At 31.3% G+C, this 23870-nt stretch carries 21 protein-coding genes; 14 read left to right on the forward strand and 7 right to left on the reverse strand.

Features of this window, described 5'->3' with window-relative positions; translation table 11 throughout:
* From CIW83_RS01035 to CIW83_RS01045, 3 genes are all read left to right on the forward strand, one after another.
* Positions 1-207, forward strand: coding sequence for a heavy-metal-associated domain-containing protein (locus CIW83_RS01035; RefSeq protein WP_094898818.1), 207 nt, complete (start codon positions 1-3; stop codon positions 205-207).
* 14 nt (positions 208-221) lie between these two features.
* Entirely contained in the window at positions 222-491 is a 270-nt protein-coding gene (locus tag CIW83_RS01040; protein WP_094898819.1) for a metal-sensing transcriptional repressor, read from the forward strand.
* Positions 492-675: 184 nt separating this feature from the next.
* A complete protein-coding gene (locus tag CIW83_RS01045; protein ID WP_094898820.1) occupies positions 676-825 on the forward strand; it encodes an aspartyl-phosphate phosphatase Spo0E family protein in 150 nt (49 codons plus the stop codon).
* A gap of 198 nt (positions 826-1023) precedes the next feature.
* On the opposite strand, the gene CIW83_RS01050 is transcribed toward CIW83_RS01045, so the two are convergent.
* The gene (locus CIW83_RS01050) at positions 1024-1419 is read right to left on the reverse strand and encodes a helix-turn-helix domain-containing protein (RefSeq protein WP_094898821.1); all 396 of its coding nucleotides are present in this window, start codon (positions 1417-1419) and stop codon (positions 1024-1026) included.
* 154 nt (positions 1420-1573) lie between these two features.
* Here CIW83_RS01050 and CIW83_RS01055 point away from each other — a divergent pair, with 154 nt between their 5' ends.
* The 11 genes from CIW83_RS01055 to CIW83_RS01105 all read left to right on the forward strand — a co-directional run bounded on the left by CIW83_RS01055 (position 1574) and on the right by CIW83_RS01105 (position 15441).
* Positions 1574-1783, forward strand: a complete 210-nt coding sequence (locus CIW83_RS01055) for an aspartyl-phosphate phosphatase Spo0E family protein (RefSeq protein ID WP_143598496.1) — start codon at positions 1574-1576, stop codon at positions 1781-1783.
* A 62-nt stretch (positions 1784-1845) separates the two neighbouring features.
* The gene (locus CIW83_RS01060; RefSeq protein WP_094898823.1) at positions 1846-2793 is read left to right on the forward strand and encodes a DnaJ C-terminal domain-containing protein; all 948 of its coding nucleotides are present in this window, start codon (positions 1846-1848) and stop codon (positions 2791-2793) included.
* Between the two features lie 191 nt (positions 2794-2984).
* Positions 2985-5582: an ATP-dependent chaperone ClpB gene (gene clpB, locus CIW83_RS01065; protein WP_094898824.1), complete on the forward strand. Its 2598-nt coding sequence runs from the start codon at positions 2985-2987 to the stop codon at positions 5580-5582.
* Between the two features lie 172 nt (positions 5583-5754).
* Positions 5755-6564 carry a GNAT family N-acetyltransferase gene (locus CIW83_RS01070; protein ID WP_094898825.1) on the forward strand — a complete coding sequence of 270 codons (810 nt, stop codon included), beginning with the start codon at positions 5755-5757 and terminating at the stop codon, positions 6562-6564.
* A 121-nt stretch (positions 6565-6685) separates the two neighbouring features.
* Entirely contained in the window at positions 6686-6955 is a 270-nt protein-coding gene (locus CIW83_RS01075; RefSeq protein WP_094898826.1) for a CD3324 family protein, read from the forward strand.
* A gap of 364 nt (positions 6956-7319) precedes the next feature.
* On the forward strand, positions 7320-9347 hold the full coding sequence (locus tag CIW83_RS01080; protein WP_094898827.1) for a sigma-54-dependent Fis family transcriptional regulator: 2028 nt from the start codon (positions 7320-7322) through the stop codon (positions 9345-9347).
* Positions 9348-9553: 206 nt separating this feature from the next.
* Positions 9554-10081: a M15 family metallopeptidase gene (locus CIW83_RS01085; protein WP_094898828.1), complete on the forward strand. Its 528-nt coding sequence runs from the start codon at positions 9554-9556 to the stop codon at positions 10079-10081.
* A gap of 325 nt (positions 10082-10406) precedes the next feature.
* Complete coding sequence (locus CIW83_RS01090) at positions 10407-11105, forward strand: aspartate/glutamate racemase family protein (RefSeq protein WP_094898829.1); 699 nt, start codon at positions 10407-10409, stop codon at positions 11103-11105.
* Between the two features lie 109 nt (positions 11106-11214).
* Positions 11215-12618, forward strand: a complete 1404-nt coding sequence (locus CIW83_RS01095; protein WP_094898830.1) for an APC family permease — start codon at positions 11215-11217, stop codon at positions 12616-12618.
* A complete protein-coding gene (locus tag CIW83_RS01100) occupies positions 12605-14254 on the forward strand; it encodes an amidohydrolase (protein ID WP_094898831.1) in 1650 nt (549 codons plus the stop codon). The genes CIW83_RS01095 and CIW83_RS01100 overlap by 14 nt, the downstream gene beginning before the upstream one ends.
* Before the next feature lie 23 nt (positions 14255-14277).
* Complete coding sequence (locus CIW83_RS01105; RefSeq protein ID WP_094898832.1) at positions 14278-15441, forward strand: hypothetical protein; 1164 nt, start codon at positions 14278-14280, stop codon at positions 15439-15441.
* Positions 15442-15699: 258 nt separating this feature from the next.
* Here CIW83_RS01105 and CIW83_RS01110 read toward each other — a convergent pair whose 3' ends face one another.
* From CIW83_RS01110 to CIW83_RS01135, 6 genes are all read right to left on the reverse strand, one after another.
* Complete coding sequence (locus tag CIW83_RS01110; RefSeq protein WP_094898833.1) at positions 15700-18330, reverse strand: ABC transporter permease; 2631 nt, start codon at positions 18328-18330, stop codon at positions 15700-15702.
* The gene (locus CIW83_RS01115; RefSeq protein WP_094898834.1) at positions 18330-19010 is read right to left on the reverse strand and encodes an ABC transporter ATP-binding protein; all 681 of its coding nucleotides are present in this window, start codon (positions 19008-19010) and stop codon (positions 18330-18332) included. Before CIW83_RS01115 ends, CIW83_RS01110 begins: the two co-directional genes overlap by 1 nt.
* Positions 19011-19292: 282 nt before the next feature.
* Positions 19293-20873 carry an AarF/ABC1/UbiB kinase family protein gene (locus CIW83_RS01120; RefSeq protein ID WP_094898835.1) on the reverse strand — a complete coding sequence of 527 codons (1581 nt, stop codon included), beginning with the start codon at positions 20871-20873 and terminating at the stop codon, positions 19293-19295.
* Positions 20874-20918: 45 nt separating this feature from the next.
* Complete coding sequence (locus CIW83_RS01125) at positions 20919-21203, reverse strand: phasin family protein (RefSeq protein ID WP_094898836.1); 285 nt, start codon at positions 21201-21203, stop codon at positions 20919-20921.
* A gap of 111 nt (positions 21204-21314) precedes the next feature.
* Positions 21315-23324 carry a methyl-accepting chemotaxis protein gene (locus CIW83_RS01130; RefSeq protein ID WP_201259618.1) on the reverse strand — a complete coding sequence of 670 codons (2010 nt, stop codon included), beginning with the start codon at positions 23322-23324 and terminating at the stop codon, positions 21315-21317.
* 53 nt (positions 23325-23377) lie between these two features.
* Positions 23378-23824, reverse strand: coding sequence for a YaaR family protein (locus tag CIW83_RS01135; RefSeq protein ID WP_094898837.1), 447 nt, complete (start codon positions 23822-23824; stop codon positions 23378-23380).
* Positions 23825-23870: the final 46 nt, after the last annotated feature.

Genomic DNA, 23870 nt, shown 5'->3' on the forward strand with positions numbered 1-23870 from the left:
ATGAAAAAAACATTATTAGTAGAAGGTATGTCCTGTGGACATTGTGAAAGGGCAGTGAAAAATGCATTAGGAGAATTAGATGGAGTATCAAAGGTAGAGGTAGATCTTGTAACTAAAAAAGTAGAGGTTGAAGGAGAAGGTCTAAATGACATCCTCATAAAAGGAGCTATAGAGGATGCAGGATATGAGCTAATAGAAATAAGGTAGAAAGTAGTGATTCCATGAGTGAAGGTAAAAAAAGAGCAGCAGCTAAGTTAAAGACTGCTAGAGGACAAATAGATGGCATAATAAAAATGCTAGAAGATGATAGGTACTGTGTAGATGTTTCTACACAGATCCTATCTGCTATCGGACTTCTGAAGAAAGCAAATATAGATATATTAAATGGACATATAAGGTCCTGTGTAGCAACTGCAATCTTAGAAGGTGAGGAACAAGGTGAAGAAAAGATAGAAGAAATAATAAATATTATAGATAAATATATAAAATAAATAAAAGACATAAAACAACCTGTATTTTGAGAAAAGATACAGGTTGTTTTATAATGAATAGGAAAGTTGTATTTTTGTCTTTTTTGTTTTAGAAAATATTTGTTAAAATATAATAAAAGGTATTGTACGTACATATACTTTGCCGTATAATGTTAATAATATCAGTGCATATAGGAGGAAGAAAATGAAAAGAAAAATAAATAAAATTAGGGAAAAATTATATAAAGAGATGCAGTCTAAAGAAATGGCACACGAAAATATAATCGAAATAAGCGAAGAATTAGATCAACTTATTATTAAATATTATAAGGAAGAGACAGAATCACAAGAATAAGAAAATTATCATATAAATTAAGAAAAATATTGATTTTTCCCTAAAAAAGATTCTAGTTAACTCAAAGGCCAAAGAAGATTGAAATATTCAAACTAATGTTGTATGTATTTATGAATTTTAATAATAACTATTAATTTCATAGTGTAAACAAATAAAAGAGATATTATAATCTCTTATTTTTGTTTAACATTTTGATAGTTATTTTCTAATAGAAGGTAAAATAAGTTTACAAACATCTTTTATAAGAGATAGTTGTTCTTTAGAACTACCTTTTAGGACATTCAGCAATTCCTTTAATTCATCATCAATGGACTCTTTGTAAATATCATCAAAAGCCTCTGAAATACATATATTCTCCATATAATAGGTATACCCATATAGAAGATAATCTACTGATACATTTAAAACATTGGATATGTTTACTAATGTATCGACACTCATTTTACGATCTCCTCTTTCAAGTTGACCGATATAAAATGACGACAATCCAGTTATTTCAGCAAATTTTTCCCTAGATAGTCCTAATTTTTCTCTTTCCAATCTAATTCTCAGTCCCACATCTTTATAATTTAACGTCTTTTTAGTTTCATCCATTTTTGCCACCTCAATAATACTGTATACATTTCTTCGATTTAACTAAATTGGCTAATAGCATATAAATATTATTGCCTATATGCACAAAAAACATTGTATTGCACATAGGTCTTATTATATAATAAATATAATAAACTTTATCGGGGGGAAGGAAATGAAGAATAGAATTGATGAATTAAGGGAACATTTACATCAGACGATGGAATCTAAAAACTATGAAAAAATGCTAAAGGTAAGTCAAGAATTAGATGAACTAATTGTGCAATATTTTAAAGAAAAAAAATTGCATAGAAAAGGGCAAAGATTAATGAGTTATATTAATAGATATTATATTGATTTTTTTAAACAAAATAGGTATAATTAAATTAAAGGTCAAAGAAGGTCAAATGAATTTGACTATTTAATTATAAAAAGGGAGCAGATTTTATGGAATATAAGGATTATTATAAAATACTGGGAGTAGAAAAAAACTCATCTCAGGATGAAATAAAAAAGGTATATAGAAAATTAGCTAAGAAATATCATCCAGACTTAAATCCAAACGATCCTAAAGCTCAAGAACGATTTAAGGAAATAAATGAAGCGTATGAAGTATTAGGTGATGAAGAAAAAAAGAAAAGATATGATACTTTTGGCTCTGGATATAACTTCACCAACGGACAGAATTTTGACCCATCTCAGTATGGGTTTGATAACTTTGGAAATGGCTATAGTTACACTTATACCACATCTGGAGGAGATTTTAGTGATTTCTTTAATATGTTCTTTGGAGGAGGAGGGAATCAAAGGACTAGTGGGAGAACAGGTGGCTTTGACTTAGGAAACTTATTTGGTGGAGGTAGAAAAAATACAAGAAAAGAAGTTCCATCCTATGAGTCAGAATTAAATATTACCTTAGAGGAAGGTTATCATGGAGGGACTAAGAATATTACTATTAATATAGGTGGAGAAAATAAATCCATGTCAATAAATATCCCAAAAGGAATATTGCCCGGGAAAAAATTGAAGGTTAAAGGTGAAAAATGGGGAATAAAGGGAGATGTTTTATTTAAGATAAACCTTATAGAGGATGGAAAAAATAGACTTGATGGATTAGATATAGTATCAAAGTTGGATTTGTTTCCATGGCAGGCTGCTCTTGGAGATAAAGTAGTAGTGTCTACCCTAGATGGAAAAATTAAAGTGGATATTCCTAAATCCATTTCATCTGGCAAAAAAATTAGAATACCAAGAAAAGGGTATATAGATATGAAAGGAAATAAGGGAGATTTATATATAGAAATAAATATAATAAATCCACCAAGCCTTACAGAAGAGGAAATTAAACTGTATGAGAAATTAAAGGAAATATCAATCGAAGCAAAGAACAATTAACAAAGAACAGTTAACAAATAACAAATAACAATTAAAACATTAAAAGCTCAATATTTTTTAAAAAATTTAATTGATTCTGATGTTTTCTAATTGAGTAAGTGGTTTTGGCTATTAATCGTTAATTGACAATTGATTAAACATTGTTAACTGTTAATTGTTAACTGATAATTGATAAAATTGGAGGGAGAAATATGGATTTAAACAAATTCACGCAAAAATCTTTAGAAGCAGTGCAAAATTCACAAAACATGGCCATAAAAAATGGAAATCCACAACTAGAAGAAATCCATATTCATTATGGCCTAGTGACACAAAATGATGGATTAATCCCAAAAGTCTTATCTTATATGGGAGAAAATCCAGAGTTAATTAGAATGGATGTAGAGAGAGAAATAGATAAACTACCAAAACAATCTGGCGGTGGAGGATCTATATACCCTAGTAGGATATATACCAAAGTTCTATTGAATTCTGAAGAAGAGGCCAAGAAATTTGGAGATGAATATGTAGGAGTCGAGCATATTTATATATCACTCCTTAAGGAAAAGGCAACAGCTTCAGAGCGAATATTTATTAAATATAATATCAACTTGCAAAGATTTTTGGAAGCTTTGAAAAAAATAAGAGGAAATCAAAATATTACCTCTGACAATCCAGAAGCTACCTATGAAGCATTGACTAGGTTTGGCAGAGATTTAGTAGAAGAAGCTAAAACTGGAAAAATTGATCCAGTTATAGGTAGAGATGGTGAAATACGAAATGTAATTAGGATATTATCTAGAAGAACTAAAAACAATCCAGTTTTAATAGGAGACCCGGGAGTAGGTAAGACAGCCATAGTAGAGGGATTAGCCCAAAGGATAGTCAATGGAGATGTACCAGAAGGACTAAAAGATAAAACGATATTTGCTCTAGACATGGGAGCTTTAATAGCTGGTGCAAAATATAGGGGAGAATTTGAAGAAAGATTAAAAGCAGTGCTATCTGAAATAGAAAAATCAGATGGTCGAATAATAATGTTTATAGACGAGTTACACAATATAGTAGGTGCTGGTAGAACTGATGGGGCAATGGATGCATCTAATCTTCTAAAGCCTATGTTAGCAAGGGGAGAGGTTCATACCATAGGGGCTACAACCTTAGATGAATATAGGCAATATATCGAAAAAGATGCAGCATTAGAGAGAAGATTTCAAAAGGTATTAGTTACAGAGCCAACAGTGGAGGATACTATATCAATACTTCGAGGACTTAAAGAAAAATATGAGATACATCATGGAATAAGGATATCTGACGGTGCTGTAATAGCAGCAGCAACTCTTTCTGATAGATATATATCTGATAGGTTTTTGCCTGATAAGGCGATAGATTTGATGGATGAAGCTTCAGCTATGATAAGAACCGAGATAGATTCTATGCCTGTAGAGCTTGATGAAACAAGAAGGCGAATACTTCAATTGGAGATAGAAAAATCAGCATTAAAGAAAGAAACTGATGAAGGATCTAAAATAAGACTAGAAAAGCTGGAAAAAGAATTATCAAATTTCAAAGAAAATTATGATATTATGAAAGCTCAATGGGAAGATGAGAAAAAGAGCATATCGAAGGTCAAAGAAGCTAAAGAAGAAATAGATAGAGTAAAGAGACAAATAGAAGAGGCAGAGAGAAAATATGATTTAGAAAAACTATCTCAATTAAAATATGGAACTTTAGTAGAATTAGAGAAAAAATTACAAGAGGCAAATGAAAAGAATGAAAAAGATGAGAGGATGCTAAAGGAAGAGGTTACAGAAGAAGAAATAGCAGAAGTTGTGGCTAAATGGACTGGAATACCAGTGTCAAAATTAGTTGAGACAGAAAGAGAGAAGCTTCTGTCATTGGGTGAAATTCTTCATAAAAAAGTAATAGGTCAAGATGAAGCAGTGGAATCTGTAGTGGATGCTGTAATTAGGGCAAGGGCTGGAATGAAACAGTTAAACAGGCCTATAGGTTCTTTCATATTTTTGGGCCCAACAGGAGTAGGAAAAACAGAGTTATCAAAGGCTCTAACTTCATCTTTATTTGATGATGAAAGAAATATGATAAGGATAGATATGTCTGAGTATATGGAAAAGCATTCTATATCAAGACTTATAGGAGCACCTCCGGGATATGTAGGTTATGATGAAGGAGGACAATTAACAGAAGCCGTAAGGAGAAAGCCTTATTCAGTGATTTTATTTGATGAAATAGAAAAGGCTCATCCAGATGTATTCAACATATTGCTTCAAGTATTAGATGATGGGAGATTAACTGACAACCAAGGTAGAACAGTTGATTTCAAAAATACGGTTATCATAATGACTTCTAATATAGGTTCGTCATATCTACTTGAAGGTATAAGACCAGATGGAAGCATAGATGAATCGGCAAAAGATAAAGTAATGAATGAAATGAGAAGAATGTTTAGACCAGAATTTTTAAATCGTGTGGATGAAATCGTAATGTTCAAACCATTGCAAAGAGATGAGATATTTAAGATAATAGATCTTCAAATAGAAGAAATTAGCTCTCGCCTAGAAGATAGACAAATATCCGTAGAGCTAACAGATGAGGCAAAAGACCTTATCCTAAATAGAGCTTATTCTATCCAATATGGAGCAAGACCAGTTAAAAGATTCTTGCAAAAATATCTTGAAACAGAAATTGGCAGAATGATTATTAGAGGAGATTTGAAGGATAAGGATGATGTCATAGTTTCATGTGATGAGCAGGGCAATTTAAAAATAAGTTTAGAAACTATTAAGTAAACTATGAACTATATTAACTTGGTACAATTATAAAATAGATTTTATAATTGTACCAAGTTTTTTAAATTCAAGGGTAAAAATTATTATAATTGTTTTTTCTATATTATTCTTATAAGATAAATGATAAAATTAGGTTATCTGCTTAGTATGGCAATGGGATGGGGGGATAAAAGTGGAAAACATTAATAATATTATAGATAAAAAATATAAATATACTTCTTTAGAATATATAGACGAGGAGGATATAAAAGATGCTAAAGTAATATATCAAGATGAGACTAGCATTCTTTTATATAAGGAACTAGATGAAACAATACAATTGTTTTGGGCAGCAGATTCTAAAGAGGGATTTATGACAGGATTAAATAATCTTGAAATATTAATAGAGGAGAATAAGATCTCTGGAAAAAAGGTACATATAAAATTTATTCCAGAGGAATTTATTAGTTTTTTAGAGAAAAAAGGCTTTAGAGTTATAGCAGAGTTTGTTGATTTCTGGAATAGAGATATACAGGTTATTTCTATAGATGAACATGATACTTCTAATATACGGAGGTTAAAAGAAGATGAATATAGTATAGCAGGTCAGGTGACTAGAAATTGTATAGGATATTCTAGAGGATTTACAGGTGAAGATGATGAATGGATTAAAGAATGGAATGAATCTAGCAATTCCTGTATTTTTGCAGCAGAAATGGAAGGAAAGATAGAAGGCATATGCTGTGTTAACTTATATGGATTTGAAAGTGATAAGGGAATAGTGCTATGGATAAGGGAAGTAGCTGTAGACCCTCAATATCAAGGTAAGGGAATAGGTCGCTTATTGCTAACATATGCTATTAAATGGGGTAAACAAAATGGAGCAAAAAGAAGTTTTTTAGCCTGTGATGTAGAAAATCATAGAGGTATTAATCTATATGAAAGTTTAGGATATGTTAGAGCCGAAGGCAGAGGAGAAATTAGAATGGAAAAATTATTATAGAAGTCATTATTAAAATATATAAATGATATTAAAACAAATATATTAAGGGAGGTGGGTATTATGAAGAAATGTGTAAACCACATTTGTCGATCTAATACTTTTTTATGGGGGGTACAGATATTTGAGTTACAAAAATGCAGCAGAATTATTACCACCTCATCTGTTAGAAGAGGTGCAAAAGCATATTGACGGAGGGCTGATATATATACCTAAAGCAAGCAGCAGGGTAAGCTGGGGTCAGTTGACAGGCTCCAAGGAAGCTATTGAAAAGAGGAATAAAGATATCATTAAATTATTTCAGAAGGGTATTTCTATTAGTAAGCTGTCAGAGAAGTATTATTTAAGTCAAGAGACGGTTAGAAAAATAGTATATGGTAAAAAACTATTATAATTATTCTCTCTATATCATTTTTATATGATAAATGAGAGAATATAATTAACCGGTTAGTATAGAAGAAGGGAGATGGTATTTTGAAAATAATAGAGGTGTTTTTAGTATAAACCCTTAAGTAAATGAGCTAGGTCATAACTGACCTAGCTTATTTTATGTATATAGGAAGATTCTTACTTTTTTTAATCTTTTTAATATGAACTTGAGATAAGTGAATTCCAAAAAATGATTTCCTAATTCGCAAACGCCTAGATAAAGGCCTTTTTTCATTTTTCTTTTTTAATATTTTGTTATATAATATTGGCAAATTATGATTAAATTTTAACTATTTGTCACTATTACTATATGGAAGGTAGGTAAATAAATGAAGAAAATTATAATGATTACTCCTGGGAAAGTAACTTCCATTAATTTGGCTATTCAGCTTGAAAATATTTTTGGTGAATATACTGAGGTTAAATCTTATTGTCTGGAAGATGATTTAGATTTTGATCCTACAAATGCATTGGTTGTTCTTTCATCTCCTAATACTATGGATAAAAGAATACAAGATTTAATAGATAATGGTTTAGAATATATTGTAGCGCAGAGGGTAATAAATCATCGGTATATATCAGAATTGTTAAACTTACCTAGAGGGACAGAAGTTTTATTAGTTAATGATAGACCAGAATCCAGCCATGAAGCAATGGTTCAATTACAAGCTCTAGGAGTGAATTATATAAAGTATTATCCTTATTATCCGGGCATAGCTTCCTATCCAGAGCTAGATATTTCTGTCACAGTTGGGGAACCTCATCTTGTTCCCTTTGGTGTAAAGAAAGTAATCAATATAGGAACTCGCCAGATTGATATAGTAACTGTAGTTGATATAGCTAATAGGTTGGGACTGATGAAAGCTTTAGGGGACAGGCTCTCTTCTCAATATGTAAACCATATAATAAATTTACTAAATAGAATAAATGATACAGCCAAAGATATGAGAATTATCAGTAGCAGATTAGAAACAGTTGCTAATTGCTTGGCAAAAGCTATTATATATATCAATAAATCTGGTGATGTTATAGTAAGTAATCAGGAAATGTGTAATATTTTAAAATGTTCCTATGATGATATTGTTGGAAAAAATATTAAAGATATATTACCTCAAATATTAAAAATAAATGGTCATGATGAAGTAGATATTATCAGAATTCATAATAAGGAACTCTTCGTTACATCAAATGTTATAGAAGGTAAGGGCAGTGAAGATGGAATTATATATACTTTTGAAAAAAGTGAAGAGATTGAAAAAAATGAGCATGAAATACGTAGAAGAACTTCAGAAAATGCTATTAGAACAAATTATTATACATTTGATGATATTTTTTATAAAAGCAGCAATATGAAGGATTTAATAGATAAGGTCAAGTCTTTTGCTCTTACAGATTCTACTATTTTGATACAAGGGGAAAGTGGCACAGGAAAAGAATTGTTTGCCCAGTCTATTCACTCAGCATCTCATAGAGCTTCGGGACCATTTGTACCAGTCAATTTTGCTTCGATGTCAACCAGTTTAATAGAGAGCGAGCTTTTTGGTTATGAAGAGGGGTCTTTTACAGGAGCAATGAAGGGTGGTAAAAGGGGACTTTTTGAAGAAGCCCATGGTGGAACTATTTTTCTTGATGAAATAGGAGATGCTTCTTTAGATTTCCAATGCAGACTATTAAGAGTTATACAAGAAAGGCAAGTTAGGAGAGTTGGAGGGCTTAAGGAGATACCTATAAATGTTAGATTAATTGCTGCAACTAATAAGGATTTAGCATCTGAAGTTAGAAAAGGTAATTTTAGAGCAGATTTATATTATAGACTAAATGTTTTGCCAGTTAGAATGTTAAGTTTAAGAGAGAGAAAGCAAGATATATTAGTATTAGCAAATTTATTTTTGCAGAGATATAGTAGTGGAAAAATCAGTAATATAGAGCATGCATTAGAAACAGATGCTATAAACTTATTACATGAATATGATTGGCCTGGTAATATCAGACAGCTAGAAAATGCTATGGAGTATATAGCCAATGTTTGGAGAAAAGATAGAAAATTAAGTATAAGAGAACTTCCAGAATACATTGCACATAGCTCTGATAAGTTAGAGGGTTCTATATTGATAGATATCTTAGGAAACAATACAATATGGATTCTTAGAAAAATAATGAATTTTAATGGATTGGGGAGAAGATATTTAGCAGAGCTTGCTAAGGAAGAAGATATAGACTTAACAGAAGGAAAAATTAGAAGCTTGTTAAATAGTGCTGAAGTTCTTGGTTTAGTTGAAACTAATACTGGAAGGAAAGGTACGGTACTAACAGAAAAGGGCTACAAGCTAATGTCTTCAATAAATAATATTAAATAAGTGACCCATATATTCAGAGATAATAATAAATTTAAAGGGAAACAGGCTAGACAACGGGAAGGAATTTTACCCTAAAATAACTTAGGTGCTTGTCGATCCTTGAAAATTGACTGTTTATCTCATGGCATATAGTTTGCATATACAGTTAATAGGTTTATTATATTAAGGTTATAAAATAATTCTCGGAATAATGGGGAGGAATAAGGATGAATGATAGAGATAGTTTGGTTAGATTATTAGACCTAGATGATGAGTTTGTTATTGATTTAAAATATGCAACTAGTGATAATTTCACACAAAAAAAGATTTATAATAGCAGTGAGTGCTATATAAATAAAGATACAGCTAAATTGCTAATTAAAGCAAAAGAAATATTTAAACGTGATGGATACAAAGTGAAGGTTTGGGATGTATATAGGCCTATAAGTGCACAAAGGTTAATGTATGAGATTATTCCAGATAATAATTTAGTTGCTACACCACCAGATATGAGCAAGCCAATAGATTTTGAATATAGTCATATGAATGGAATGAGTGTGGACATAACCTTATTGGACTTAGATGATAATGAAATTGAGATGCCTACTGAGTTTGATGATTTCACTGAAATGGCAGGCTTAAAATGTGATAAAATACCACCAATGGCTAAAAAGAATGCAGAGTATTTAAGGGATGTAATGGAAAGCGTTGGATTTGAAGCTATGATTATGAATGGTGGCATTTTAATGATATAACAAATGATCCTACGCCATATTCTGATATTCAATTTGAATAAAATAGATTCTGAGAGTCTAGATTATAGTGTTTCTGAAGAAATTCTAAAGAACTATACTCTAGACTTTATTTATTAATATAAAGTTTTGGCAAATAACTAAAAAGTAGAATCTTTATGTCAAGAAAGGTAAATCAAATTTTAAGGGGAAATGGGTTAGATAATAGGATAAAATGTTACCCTAAAATTAAATTAATATTCACAAGTACTTGAAATTTAAAGTAATTATTTAGTGGCATATAATTTGCATATATAAGTTATTAGCTTATTAAATTGAGGTGATTAAAATGATTCTTGGAATAATGGGAGGGATGGGCCCTGCTGCTACTTGTGATTTATTTAAAAAAATTATTGATCTTACACCCGCAGATAGAGATCAAGAACATTTGCATATTATAATTGATAGCAATGTGGAAATACCTGATAGAACAGCTTATATTTTTGGTTCAGGAGAAAATCCTATTACAGAAATGATAAGGTCTATATTGAAGTTAGAAATGATGGGAGCAGACTATATAGCAATACCATGTAACACAGCTCATTATTTTTATAATGACATTGTTGAACATAGCAAGGTAAAGATATTGAATATGGTATATGAAACGGCGACTTATCTAAAAGAAGAATTTGGGCATAAGGATTATTTTCTTCTAGCGACAAAGGGTACGTATAAATCTGGTATCTATAAAAATATATTTGAAAAATTTAATTTAAATATAATAGAGCCTAATGATGTAGATCAACAGGCAATTATGGATTGGATATATGATGTTAAATCTTCAAAATTTGATGTAGATCCTATGGAAATTGAAAATCTCATAAATCGATATATTGAAAATAAGGATATACCTATAATTTTAGGGTGTACTGAACTGCCTATCTTAGCAGAAAAGGTAGGAGCTCCACAGAAATATGTTGATCCAATTCTCATATTAGCTAAACGCTGTGTAGAAATTGGTAAAATTAATTCCTGTATATCATCTTAACTTTTTATTGATATGATTTTAAGTATGTATTAGAAGTCAGAGAGTAGTATTTTAGCAAATTATATTATTATATAAATTGCTATGAAATATTATAATAGGAGGGAAATACATGGAAAAAGAGCAGAAATTAAATGAAAGTGAAGCAAATGATGCTAAATTTAGGCAGGAGATAGGTGTTTTTGGTGGTGTAAGTATTATAGGTGGTATTATGATAGGATCTGGCATTTTCTATCTAGGCTCCTATGTTATGCAGCGAACAGGTATGAGTATGGGACTTTCATTACTATGTTGGATAATAGGAGGATTAATTTCATTACTTGGAGGTCTCTGTTTCGCCGAATTAGGAGCATCCCGTCCTGTAGCAGGTGGAATGGTAGTTTACTTGAACGAAGCTTATCATCCTGTGGTTGGATTTATGTATGGTTTTGGAAGCTGGCTTATCAGTGGAGCAGGGTCTATTTCAGCTGTTGCTATAGCACTACCAACAGCATTAAGAGCTTTCTTTGATCTTAGTGATATTGCTATTAAAGTAATAGCTATTGGATTAATAGTTATGCTTACGGCTTATAATTATTTTGGCGTTAAAAAAGGTTCTATTTTACAAAACCTTTCAATGATTGCCAAATTGATACCTATTATATTGATTATGGGTGGAGCTTTAATATTTGGTAGGCAAACCCCTAATCTTAGTCTTATTCCAGCTGGTGGAAATATAGTTACACTTAGTAGTATAATAGGAATGATAGCCTTTGCTACAGTTGCTACGTTATGGGCCTATGAAGGTTGGACAAACTTAAATACTGTAGCAGAAGAAATGAAAAACCCTAAGAAAAATTTACCTCTTTCTTTAATTATTGCTATCGGTGGAATTACGATTTTATATACATTATTTAACTACTCTATTTATAAAGTGTTACCACATGAGAAGGTGGTTTCTATGATTAATAGTGGAGACTTTTACCTTGGTACTGAAGTTGCCAAGACTATTTTCGGTAATGTTGGAGGAATAATCGTTATTTTAGGTATGGTTGTTTCTATGTTTGGTTCACTTAATGGAATGATTTTAACCTTTTCAAGAACATATTATGCAATGGCTGAAGAGGGTCACTTCTTCAAGAGTTATAAAAAATTACATCCTAAATATAAGGTTCCAACCGCATCTTTAATTGGACAATGTATTATTTCAGTTCTTTTAGTACTATCGAGAAGTCTTGATCAACTTACATCAATGGTAGTCTTTATAGGGATGTTTTTTAATGTTTTATGTATTTTAGCCGTGTTTATTTATAGAAAGAGATTTCCTTCTTTAGATAGACCTTATAAGGTATGGGGATATCCAATCACAGTAATAATAACAGTTTTAATATTTGCTGGACTAATGATTAATACATTTGTTGAAGATCCAGTTACTGCATTAATTGGCTTTATAGTTCCAGCTTTAGGAGCTTTAGTTTATATATATTTTGATAAAAAGAATAAAAGGGAGGCGGGATTAGGTAATGATACTATTTAAGAATGGTAACATACAATCTATGGATTCTACATTGCCTCAAGCCGAGGCAATGGTCATAAATGAAAATAAATTTGCATATGTAGGAACGCAAGATGGTGCTTATGAATATCTAAAGGAACACGGAGATGCAAAGAAAGAGGTTGATTTGGAAGGATGTCTAGTTATTCCGGGTCTAAATGATTCTCATATGCATTTTATACATCTTGCTAAGAGCTTACGAAGTATTGATTTAGTTGGAACTACTAGTATAAATGAAATTAGAGCTCGTATAAAATCTGCAATGGAGAATAGAAAGAAAGAAGACAGAAATTGGCTTGAAGGTGAAGGATGGAATCAAGATTACTTTGAGGACGAAAAAAGATTTCCTAATAAATTCGATTTAGATGAGATAACAGGTGATGTACCTACTATTATTATGCGGGCATGTTTTCATATAGGAGTACTTAATACTGCTGCTATGAAGGAAATTGGTCTAAATAAAGAAACTGCAAAAGAATATGGGGATTTAGTAGAATTATTACCTAATGGAGAACCAAATGGAGTTATTAAAGAGAGCCTTTTAGAAAGAATTAAAGTTAAGATTTCTAGTTTGAATTTAGAAAATACTAAAGAAATCATTGTAGCTGCACAGGAGAGATTATTATCAGCAGGTTTAACCTCAGTACAAACAGATGATGTCGGGTATATGCCGAGCAGGGATTATGATTTGCTTTTTCAAGCTTTTGAGGAACTAGAGAAAGTTGGACAATTAAAGGTTCGTATAGGAGAACAATGCTTATTTGAGAATCCTCCATCCCTTGAAGAATTCTTTAAAAAAGGTTATGCTGCAGGGTGGGGGACCAATAGATATCGTATAACTTCTATAAAATTATTGAGTGATGGATCCCTAGGAGCTCGTACAGCAGCATTGAGAAATCCATATGCAGATGACACATCAACTAGAGGATTAGAGATATTTACACAAGAAGATTTAGATAATATGGTAATGATTTCTCATGAAAATAATTGTCCAGTAGCTATACATGCCATAGGTGATAGGGCCATAGAGATGTCATTAGATGCCATTGAAAAGGCACAGAAGAAAAATCCCAAGAATCATATACGACATGGAATTGTTCATTGTCAAATTACCGATGGAGAAATATTAGAGCGATTTAAAGAATTAAATGTATTGGCTTTTATTCAACCTATTTTCATTGACTATGATATGAATATAGTTATTGATCGAGTAGGTCATGATTTAGCCCAGACTTCTTATGCATGGAAAACTATGATGGATAAAGGCATTCATATACCTTTTGGGACGGACTGTCCAGTGGAGTCTTTTAATCCTATGGCTAATATATATACTGCTGTAACAAGAAAGAATATTAATGGAAATCAGAAGAAAGTATATTTGCCTAATGAAAAATTGAGTATGTATGAAGCGATATATGCTTATACTGTTGAAGGTGCATATGCCTCTAATGAAGAAAATATCAAGGGGACAATTACTAAGGATAAGTTGGCAGACTTCATTATATTGGATAAAGATTTATTTAATTTATCCTGTGAAGAGGATATTCTTGATACAAAAGTAGTTAAAACTTATGTAGATGGAAAGTTAGTTTATGATGCAAAATTTGCTGTAAAATAAAAATAATGATGAAGGACAAAGTTATGAAAGATTATACTATTACTATTTCAGAAAAAACTAAAAGTGAAATTGCCATTGTAGGACATGTAGGCGTAGGACATGTACATAGTCATAGTTCTTTCGTTCAGGATGATTCTGCAGGGTTTGCAGTAGTTGCTTCATTAATGAGAGAAATTTTAAAGGTAGACACACGTATAAAATATATAAAAGGAGATCTCTTAAAGGGAGATATAGTAGTAGAGACTTATGAGGGAGGAATTGGAAGAACATTTTGTCGCCGTGGCATAACACCTATGGAATTAGAGTTAATGGATAGAGCTATTGATGAAGATGGGATATATACACAAAGAACGGCAATAAAAGCCTTTGGACGTATGTATGGTCAAGGTGTTATGGAGACTCCAGTTGCTTTACAAGGAGCCATAGCATTAGCAGTATTGGATTCTTTTTATAAAAAGAATCCTAATAAGGTTCATATAACTTCTCAAAAATATTCTGGAAGAATTGATAAAATGGCTGGAATGATTGCTGACATTAATGGGATTCCTGTTTCGCTGCTATTAAATATTAACGGTTCTGAAGGTGGAATAGGGCCTAATGAAGATAATGAAGGTAATACTGCCATTGGAGTGAAAGGGGAATTGATGAAAAGCATTGGAATCGATAATATTCCTACTATTATTGTAGAAAGTAAAGCATATATACCAAAGGCATCTGATAATATTGAAGAACTTACTTTTTTATTCCGTGCTCAAGAAGGAATTGATAATTTATTCCTAGCTAAAGTATTATCTAAGGCCGCAGAAGAGGCTGAGCTTCCTTATATATATTTTACGAATTCACTTCCTCAAGAAGAAGGACAGCTGGCAAAAGCTACGGTGGATTTTGCTAATAAAATTATTAAATTGGCAGAAGAGTTAAAGATAGTAGATGATTCTACGGATAAGGTTGAAATACTTGCGGATATGGCAAGGCTTATTAGTGAGGATGCTGGGGGAGTTACTTTTATGTCCAATAGCTTACATGAAGTGGTTAGATCCCCTGGAATTGTACCGGGCAATGCTTCAGTCATATCCTTATTAGTGCCTACTAAATATATAAAATATTGGAAAATACCTATGCTGAGTGTAAATGATATTAATGGATATAAGGAAATAATCATTGGTGCCATAGGTAAAGTTCGCTGAGATTTTCCTGTAAATTACAACTACCCTTAAATATTACTTAGTATTGCTAAAAAACTTAATTATAGTGTCAAAACTTGCTTCGTGTTGTAAATACTCATTCTGGTGATACTACTTTATAATCAATGGAGTATCTAAATCTTAAAATAATACATTTCATCGAAGAATTAAAGAGCGTGAAAGCATTAAATCATAACAAAAACCGGTAGATGATGGATTTGATTACCATCAATTTACCGGTTTTTATAACAAGTTCTAGTATTATACTATTTCGTCTTTAATGGATTCTACTATATTACTTTTTTTAGCAGATGTTGAAGAAACGGCATAGGACAAGAATATAGATGCAATTATAAGTATGGCATAGATTAAAATTGGTCCAGCTGGAAAGATAGATATAAACTCAGACCATGTGATTGGAGTTAATCTTAACATATACCAACAAATAAATAATACTATTGGGATACTAACAATAATTGGTGTTAATGCGAAGAACAAGCCTTCTAGCATCAATATTTTATTTAATCCCTTTGGTGTTAATCCTACTGACCGAAGCATAGCAAATTCTCTTCTGCGTAGTCTAAGATTATTGGAAATGGTAGAAAAAGCGTTAAAAATACCAATTAATCCAATCAATAAGGCTACAGCAAAAACACTGATACCTACGGCTTTTTGGACCAGTTCTTCATGATTCTTATATTCTAATAGGCTCCATATCCTAAAATCATCAGATCCAAGATAGGAACTACAAATTTGTGTTAATTTTTCCTTCATACGTGGACTAGCCTCATCACCCACCAATAAATCAATTGACATTACACTGTATTCAAGCATACGATCTGGCATAAAATTACTAGCTATTTGCTGATAGGTTGTCATAGGAACTATAAAGGCTAAGTTGTATCTATGCATTTCTAGGTCACTAGGAGAAATCTCCGTAACATTTCCCACTTGAACATTAAATTTATAATTTGTATTCATATGATTTTCTGCTTTTTCACATAAAACTAGCTCATTTCCTTTTTTTATATTTAATAATGGGATTTTTTGTGCAGCTTTTGAATTATTTGGTTCATGATATGTGGTATTTAACAGTATCCCTGTTGTCACATTATCTTGATAATATGCCTCATCATCAACACCAATTTCTTCACAATACTTTTTAAATGATTTATCGCTTAATCCAACTAGATTTACTATAACTCTATGCATTCCTTCTTCACTCAATATATTATATTTGTGGCTTACCTCAGCAAACCCTCCAGATTCAGCAAAAACATCTGACTCCTGTTCTGATGTTACATAAGTTGAAGTGCGCACCTGTCTTCTAATTACACTGTGCCTAACTTCAGGAAGAGAAATAATTTCATTTATCATCTCATCACTTGGCTCGTCAATAATATCTAGATTAACCTTCATATCATGACTAGGTATTTCATTCGTAGAATTGGCTAAATTGTAGATAGATATAATGTTAATATACCCCGATACTAAGATGAAACACATTGAAAGAGATAGGATAGCCGTACGTAAAGTCCTTTTGTTAGCTGAAAATTGTGCGTTTGCTAGTTCGCCTTCTATACCAAATATTTTTTTGATTATTAAGTGGAATTTTTGTTTTTTCAATTTTACTTTAGTACTATTCTGACGTATCCCAGCAATAGCTGATACTTTCGACACTTTTCTCGCTGGAATATATGCTGAAACTAAAACAGTAATCAATGATATGGTGATAGAAAAAACTACTACTATCCATGAGAAGGAAACATATATATTGCTATAATTTTCTGTAACACTAAGAATTTCATTAATTCTAGAAGACACTATATGACTAAATAGATATCCTATCATGATACCAATTGGTAATTGAATAATCCAGAGCAAAAGTCCTTCATAGAGAACAGAATACCTAATCTGCCTTGGAGTTGCTCCTAAACTTTTTAAAATACTTAGTTCCTTAATCCTGCTGTTAGCAGATAAAGAAAAGGCATTATAGATAATAAGAATAAATGCCCCCATAACTAGTAAGGTCATTATTATTGCCATTAATAGAACCATAATGAGCTGAATGTTTGTATTACCTTTATCGCTAATCCCATATAAATCTAATAGATGTGTATTATACCTAACTCCATACTGTCCATATTCATCCTTAGTTAATCCTGTAGATCTAGCAATCTCTGGTAATGTTTCATAGATTTTACGAGGTTTCACCAAACGCATATAGACCGTAAGTTCATCTTCAGGTTGAATATGCGAAGCATCCAAGTAACCCATGGTAATATATCCGGGGTAGGCAGAAGTGCTAGAAATATCTAATTCTCCAACTATGGTATAGGTCTTAGTTCCTGTTGTCTTAAAAGCCTCACCTGATTGCTCGTGAGATTGAGTTTCAATTAGTTCACTACCCAATATACGATTACCTATGGGAAGAGTCAACTTATCACCAATTTTATACGAAGGATTATCCAAGAAGAATAATTTTGATACAACAATTTCTCCAGATTCTTTAGGAATTCTACCTTCCGTAAGAGTATTTTTTAAACTCATATCCAACCAAAAATTTGTATCTGCATCTCTCATTAATAGATACGGGCGTTTTGTATTGGAAAGTTTAGCAGTAACCCAAGTTCCTTTAATCATTGTGGTTTCAACTTCAGGATTTTCTGTTATATATTTTAATTTATCACCAGATATAGAATGCCATAATTCCCCATGCCAATAACCTGTCTTTTCAATTGTTGAGGATATTTTTGTCTCCCATATAGAATGTAGAAATATACTTAGTGAACATAGCAATGCGGAAGCAATTGTAATAGCAATTAGTATAGAAATTGTATGCCGCTTATTCTTTTTTACATGGTGATATGTATATTCGCTCATAATCTTCATTACTTAATCACCTCATCTGACACAATTCTGCCATCATCGATTGTAATCACTCTATCTGCTGACAATGCAATTTTTTCGTCATGGGTGATCAACAAAATAGTCTGATTATACTCCTTATTTGAAAGCTTTAACATCTCAAGAGTAGCTTCCGAATTTTTTTTATCAAGATTTCCAGTAGGTTCATCTGCTAGAATAATGGAGGGTTTATAAATTAATGATCGTCCTATGGCGACTCTTTGTTGCTGACCTCCTGAAAGTTGATTTGGTAGATGATTAAGCCTTTCGTTTAAACCAAGCATTTGTACAATCTTATCAAATTCTTCTCTTTTAGGTTTTATATCATCTAACAGCATGGGTAATAATATATTTTTTTCTACATTTAATGTGGGAATAAGATTGTAAAACTGATAGATTAATCCTACTTTTCGTCGTCGAAATAAAGCTAATTTAGTTTCATCCATTGATGAAATATCAGTGTCCTCGATATATATTTTTCCTTTTGTAGGGCGATCTACTCCCCCTAACATATGCAGGAGTGTTGATTTTCCTGATCCACTTGATCCAATTATTGAAACAAATTGTCCTTGGCTTATTGTCAAATTTAAATTATCCAATGCAGTGACCTTTGTATCACCCATTCCATAGGTTTTTGTAAGATTTTCAGTTCTTAATATTTCCAAAGTATTATCCCCTTTCTTTATTAGTTCATGTTATACTATATAAAATAAGGGAAATCATCCTATTGATTTCCCTTTCAAACTAGATTTGTATCTTACAATATTGTCAGATTAATTCTTTTCTAAATTATAAATACTTTTGCCATCGTAAAATGTAATAATCACTGTAGCTTCTTTCTCTTCAATAGAACTATATCTACATCTGATGTTCCTTTAGAAGCTTTTTTATAAAAAATTCCCTTAATTTGGATCGATACCAAAAAAGGGAATTTATTTTGTTTAGCTTTATAATTTTCCTGATTTTAATATTGAGATTAGAAGTAAAAAACCAGCTAATCCAGCACCTAAATAGCCTACAATACCTATTGCAGATATACCATAAATTTTTAATCCAACATTAGCATTTATGACTAAGGAAGAGCTAACTAGCAGTCCTGCCACAATAACAGAGAAGATAATTCTATTTACCATTTTATTAATTTCATTTAAGTTTTCATCAGAATTTTTAAACTGTAAGTTTAATTTTAATCTGCCTTGCAACCCTCTATCAATAATTTGTGAAAGCTTTAAAGGTAAATCTAAAGAGGCCTTTCCGGCGGAGAAAATTTTGTTGCCTAATAAGGTTAAGTCATAGTCTTTTAATTTATCTTCTATTATTTTATTTTTGAAATAAGGAAGAGCAATATCCATAATATTTAAGTCTTTATCTATCTTAGCTAAAACTCCCTGCAAAGTTAAAATCCCTTTTGCTAGTAAAATAACATCTTTAGGCATAAGGATATTATTCTTTTTACAAACAACTATGACTTCTTCTAAAATTTGGGCTAAGTCATATCTGTATATTGATTCTTCTATATATGTATTGTAAATCAAATTTATATCTTGATAAAGTTTATTTATATCAACTTCATGTTTTTTAATACCAATACTTAGGATGGAACTAGTCATTAGATCGATATTGTTAGTGGCGACCCCTTCTAAAAATGAGTTAAACTTCTTTTTAATTCCTAAATCTAAGCAACCCATCAACCCGAAGTCAACAAACCCAATCTTATTATTATGAATTAAAATATTTCCTGGATGGGGGTCTGCATGGAAGAATCCATCTTCAAAAACTTGCTTAAAATAATTATAAGTAAGCTTCTTAGCAATTTCACTAGTATCATAACCCTCTGCTAATAAAGTAGAAATATTATCTATTTTTATTCCACCAATAAATTCCATTACTATCATATTAGAAGTACAATATTTTTCATAAACAACAATACCCTTGATATATTTTATATCTTTATTATTTGAACTAAATTTCTTGATATTTTCCTTTTCATTTAAAAAATCCAGTTCCCTTTCTGTAGCAATTTTAATTTCTTCAATAACTTCTTTAACATCAAGGACTTCATTTTTTGTTGTAAATTTAATAAAAGGTGATAATCTCTTTAAAATATTGATATCGGCTAGAATTTTTTCCCTTACAAAAGGGCGTTGAACCTTTAACACTATTTTTTCCCCTGTTTTTAACCTTGCCAAATAAACTTCAGCTAAAGAAGCAGAGGCCAAAGGGGTAGTTTCGAAATCTAAAAATACGTCGGATATACTTCTCTTTAAGTTTGCTTCAATAATTTTTTTCATTACGCTGAAATCCTCAGGCTTTACACTATCTTGAAGTTTTTCTAATTCTATTATATATTCTTTAGGTAATATATCAGGCCGTGTAGACAATATTTGGCCAATTTTAATAAAGGTAGGTCCCAATTCCTCTAAGACTACCCTTAATTCTTTAGGATTTCCAATTCCGTTTTTAAATCCATGTTTAATTGCTACAGAAATAATCTCTTTAAATCGTAGTTTAGTATAATTATTTTCCATATTGAAAAATACCTTGAAAAAATCAAGGTATTTACTCCCCCCAAACTAATGGTTTTTCTCTAAATTGTTAATTCTTAACTCTAAATTAGCTATATCCTCTTTAGTAGCTAGATTTAACTCTTTTAATATTTCCTTTAAATCAGATTTATCGTTTTTAGTAGTTTCTTTATTGTTTATAACTCTTTTCAATTCTTCATTTAATTCTTTACCTTGATCTACAGTGATTTTACCTTTTTCCACTAGTGTTCCTACCATTTCATTAGCTTTTTCATAAGTTAAAGCTAAGGTACCAATACCAGCCAAAAAAACTTTCTTTAACATATCTTCCATAGTAATTCCTCCTTCTATTTAGGGAAGAGTATAAAAACCGTCATTATATTCTCTCTATAAGAGAATATACCCATGTTTATATAAAATATTCAAATCAATTATCTGAAAAAATTAGTTAATTTTAAATTTAGAAACTAAACTTTTCAATTCTTGAGCTAAATCTGCCATACTATTACTAGCACTATAGATTTCTTCCATGGAAGCTGTTTGTTCTTCTGTAGAAGCAGAGGCTTCTTCAGTAGCTGCCGCATTTTCTTCAGCAATAGCAGATAAATTTTGAAGAATGTTAATTATTTCATCCTTACTACTTCCCATGGACTCACCAATAGCTCCCAATTCATTTATTATTTCCTTTGTTACTTCAAGCTCTTTAGCTATTACACTAAAAATTTCCCTAGTCATCTCTACACTAGACCCTTGTTCTTTTGTAATTGCTGAAACCTCTGTAATTATATCTACATCAACACGAGAATTAGTCTGTAAACTATTAACTATAGATTCAATCTCACCAGCAGACTTATTAGATTGTTCTGCTAATTTCCTTATTTCCTCAGCTACTACAGCAAATCCTTTACCAGCCTCACCAGCCCTAGCTGCTTCTATAGCGGCGTTTAAGGCTAATAGATTTGTCTGCTCTGAAATGCTTTGTATTACATGACTAGCAGACTGTATTTTCAAAGTACTATTATTTGTTTCAATAATTCCATTATACACTTTTTGTATACCTTCGCTACTTGATCTAGTTTTATCTATTAATTCTGAAACAATGGACTCACCATCATCTTTTAATTTCATAACCTTGTCAGCTTGGGAGACAAGCTTTTCCATGTAGACAAGTTCTTCTTCTATAATATTATTTAATTCATCAGTTTTCTTTGCGCCTTCTTCTGTATTTATAGCTTGTTCTGTTGCACCTTCAGCTATTTGCTCTATGGTTTTTGATACTTCCTCAGAAGCTATGGATGATTGTTCGGAAGTACTTGCTAATACTTGTGATGCGGTAGCCACTTGATCTGCAGAGCTGCCTACTGTATTGATAAACTCTCTTAAGCTATTTGTAATAGATTGCAATGAATTTGCCAATATTCCTATTTCATCATTTCTCTTAATTAACTTGTCTGGTAAATTATCCGAAGCATCTAAACCTGCAATTTGTTTTGCAAAATTAGATCCTTGAATAATAGGCTTAGATATTGCATTTGATAATAAATATACCATAAGGATTACTAGTAATATAATAGATGATATCAATATAATAATAGTTTTTAAAATGTGATTAGATTTTGCATGTAGTTCACTAACGGGAATTTTAACAGCGATATTCCAATTAGGAGTACTCTCAATAGATGAAAAAATTAAATTGCTTTTAACTCCATTTGTATCTGTATAGATATGGTTATCGGCTTGTCCAGCCTGCATCTTCTCAAATAAGCCATCAGTGTTCTTATATCCAGAACTACTAAGTTCTGAGATGTTAAGTTTTAACCTTACTTCGTCATCGGGATGAGCGATAATTAATCCAGAGCCATCTACAATCATACCGAAGCTATCATTACCAACATTAATCGCCTCAACTATTTCAGTAAGTTTGTCAATTTTTATTACCCCAGCAAAAGCACCGATTAAATTATTTCTATCATCTAATACAGAATGGGCTATTACTACAATAGGCTCTTTAGTTACTTCAGAAATCATAGGATTAGAGATATATACATCCTTCTTGTCATCGAATATTGCCTTTATATCCTCTCTCTGTCGAATATTTCCACTATGACCTGTGGTGGTATAAAAATCCCCATTTAAATCGGCAAACCACATTAATAAAAAGTCTTCTCTTAAATACGAATTTCGATACTTCAAATATTGCTTTATAGCTTCTAAATCTCCAGACTTAATAATTTCATCCGAAGCAATAGCCTTAATTTCATGGCTATTTCCTTGAATCCATTGTGTTATTTCACCTGATCTAGCTACTACTATTTCAGTAGTCATATCCTCTGTTAGTGGAATGATGGTATTACTGACCTGGGAGTAAATTAAGAGGCTCATAATAACAAGTAAAATAGCGAATGGTAGTCCAAATAGTACATTGATTTTGTTGCGTAGTGTTGAAATAAACATTTTTTAATTACCTCCTGTTTTTTATGCTAAATAATCTTATAAGATTATTATAACTAGGTCATTATATCCATTAATATTCCTTGAATATCGTTTAATCTTTTCAATATATTAATTCTTTTATTTTCCAGATCCAAAAACTCCTGTGTCAATTCATCTAGTTCTTGATCTACCTTTTTAACTAATGAATAAATTCTATGACGTCCACGTCTATCTAGGGAATTTTCCTTGAAAAATATATGAGAATTCTTTACAGTTATATTCAAAAATTCTCTAACTAGCTTTTTATATTGAATTAAATCATCTATAAATAATTTATTAGATAATTTATTAGATTGAGTCTCGATTTTATCATATAAGGATTTTAGCTCAGTTCTAATCTGATCTTGTTCTAACTCATTTAATTTCAATTTAAAAGTGTCCTTTACAGCTTTTTTATCTACAGCCCTTGAAATTTCAATAGGTGAAATATTTTCCATACCAAGTTTGTTAATTTTATTCATGATGACACCTCCTGCCTTCTCTATTATATATTATCGGCAGAAATAT

This window comes from Tissierella sp. P1, assembly GCF_002266425.1.
Classification (GTDB): Bacteria; Bacillota; Clostridia; order Tissierellales; family Tissierellaceae; genus Tissierella; species Tissierella carlieri.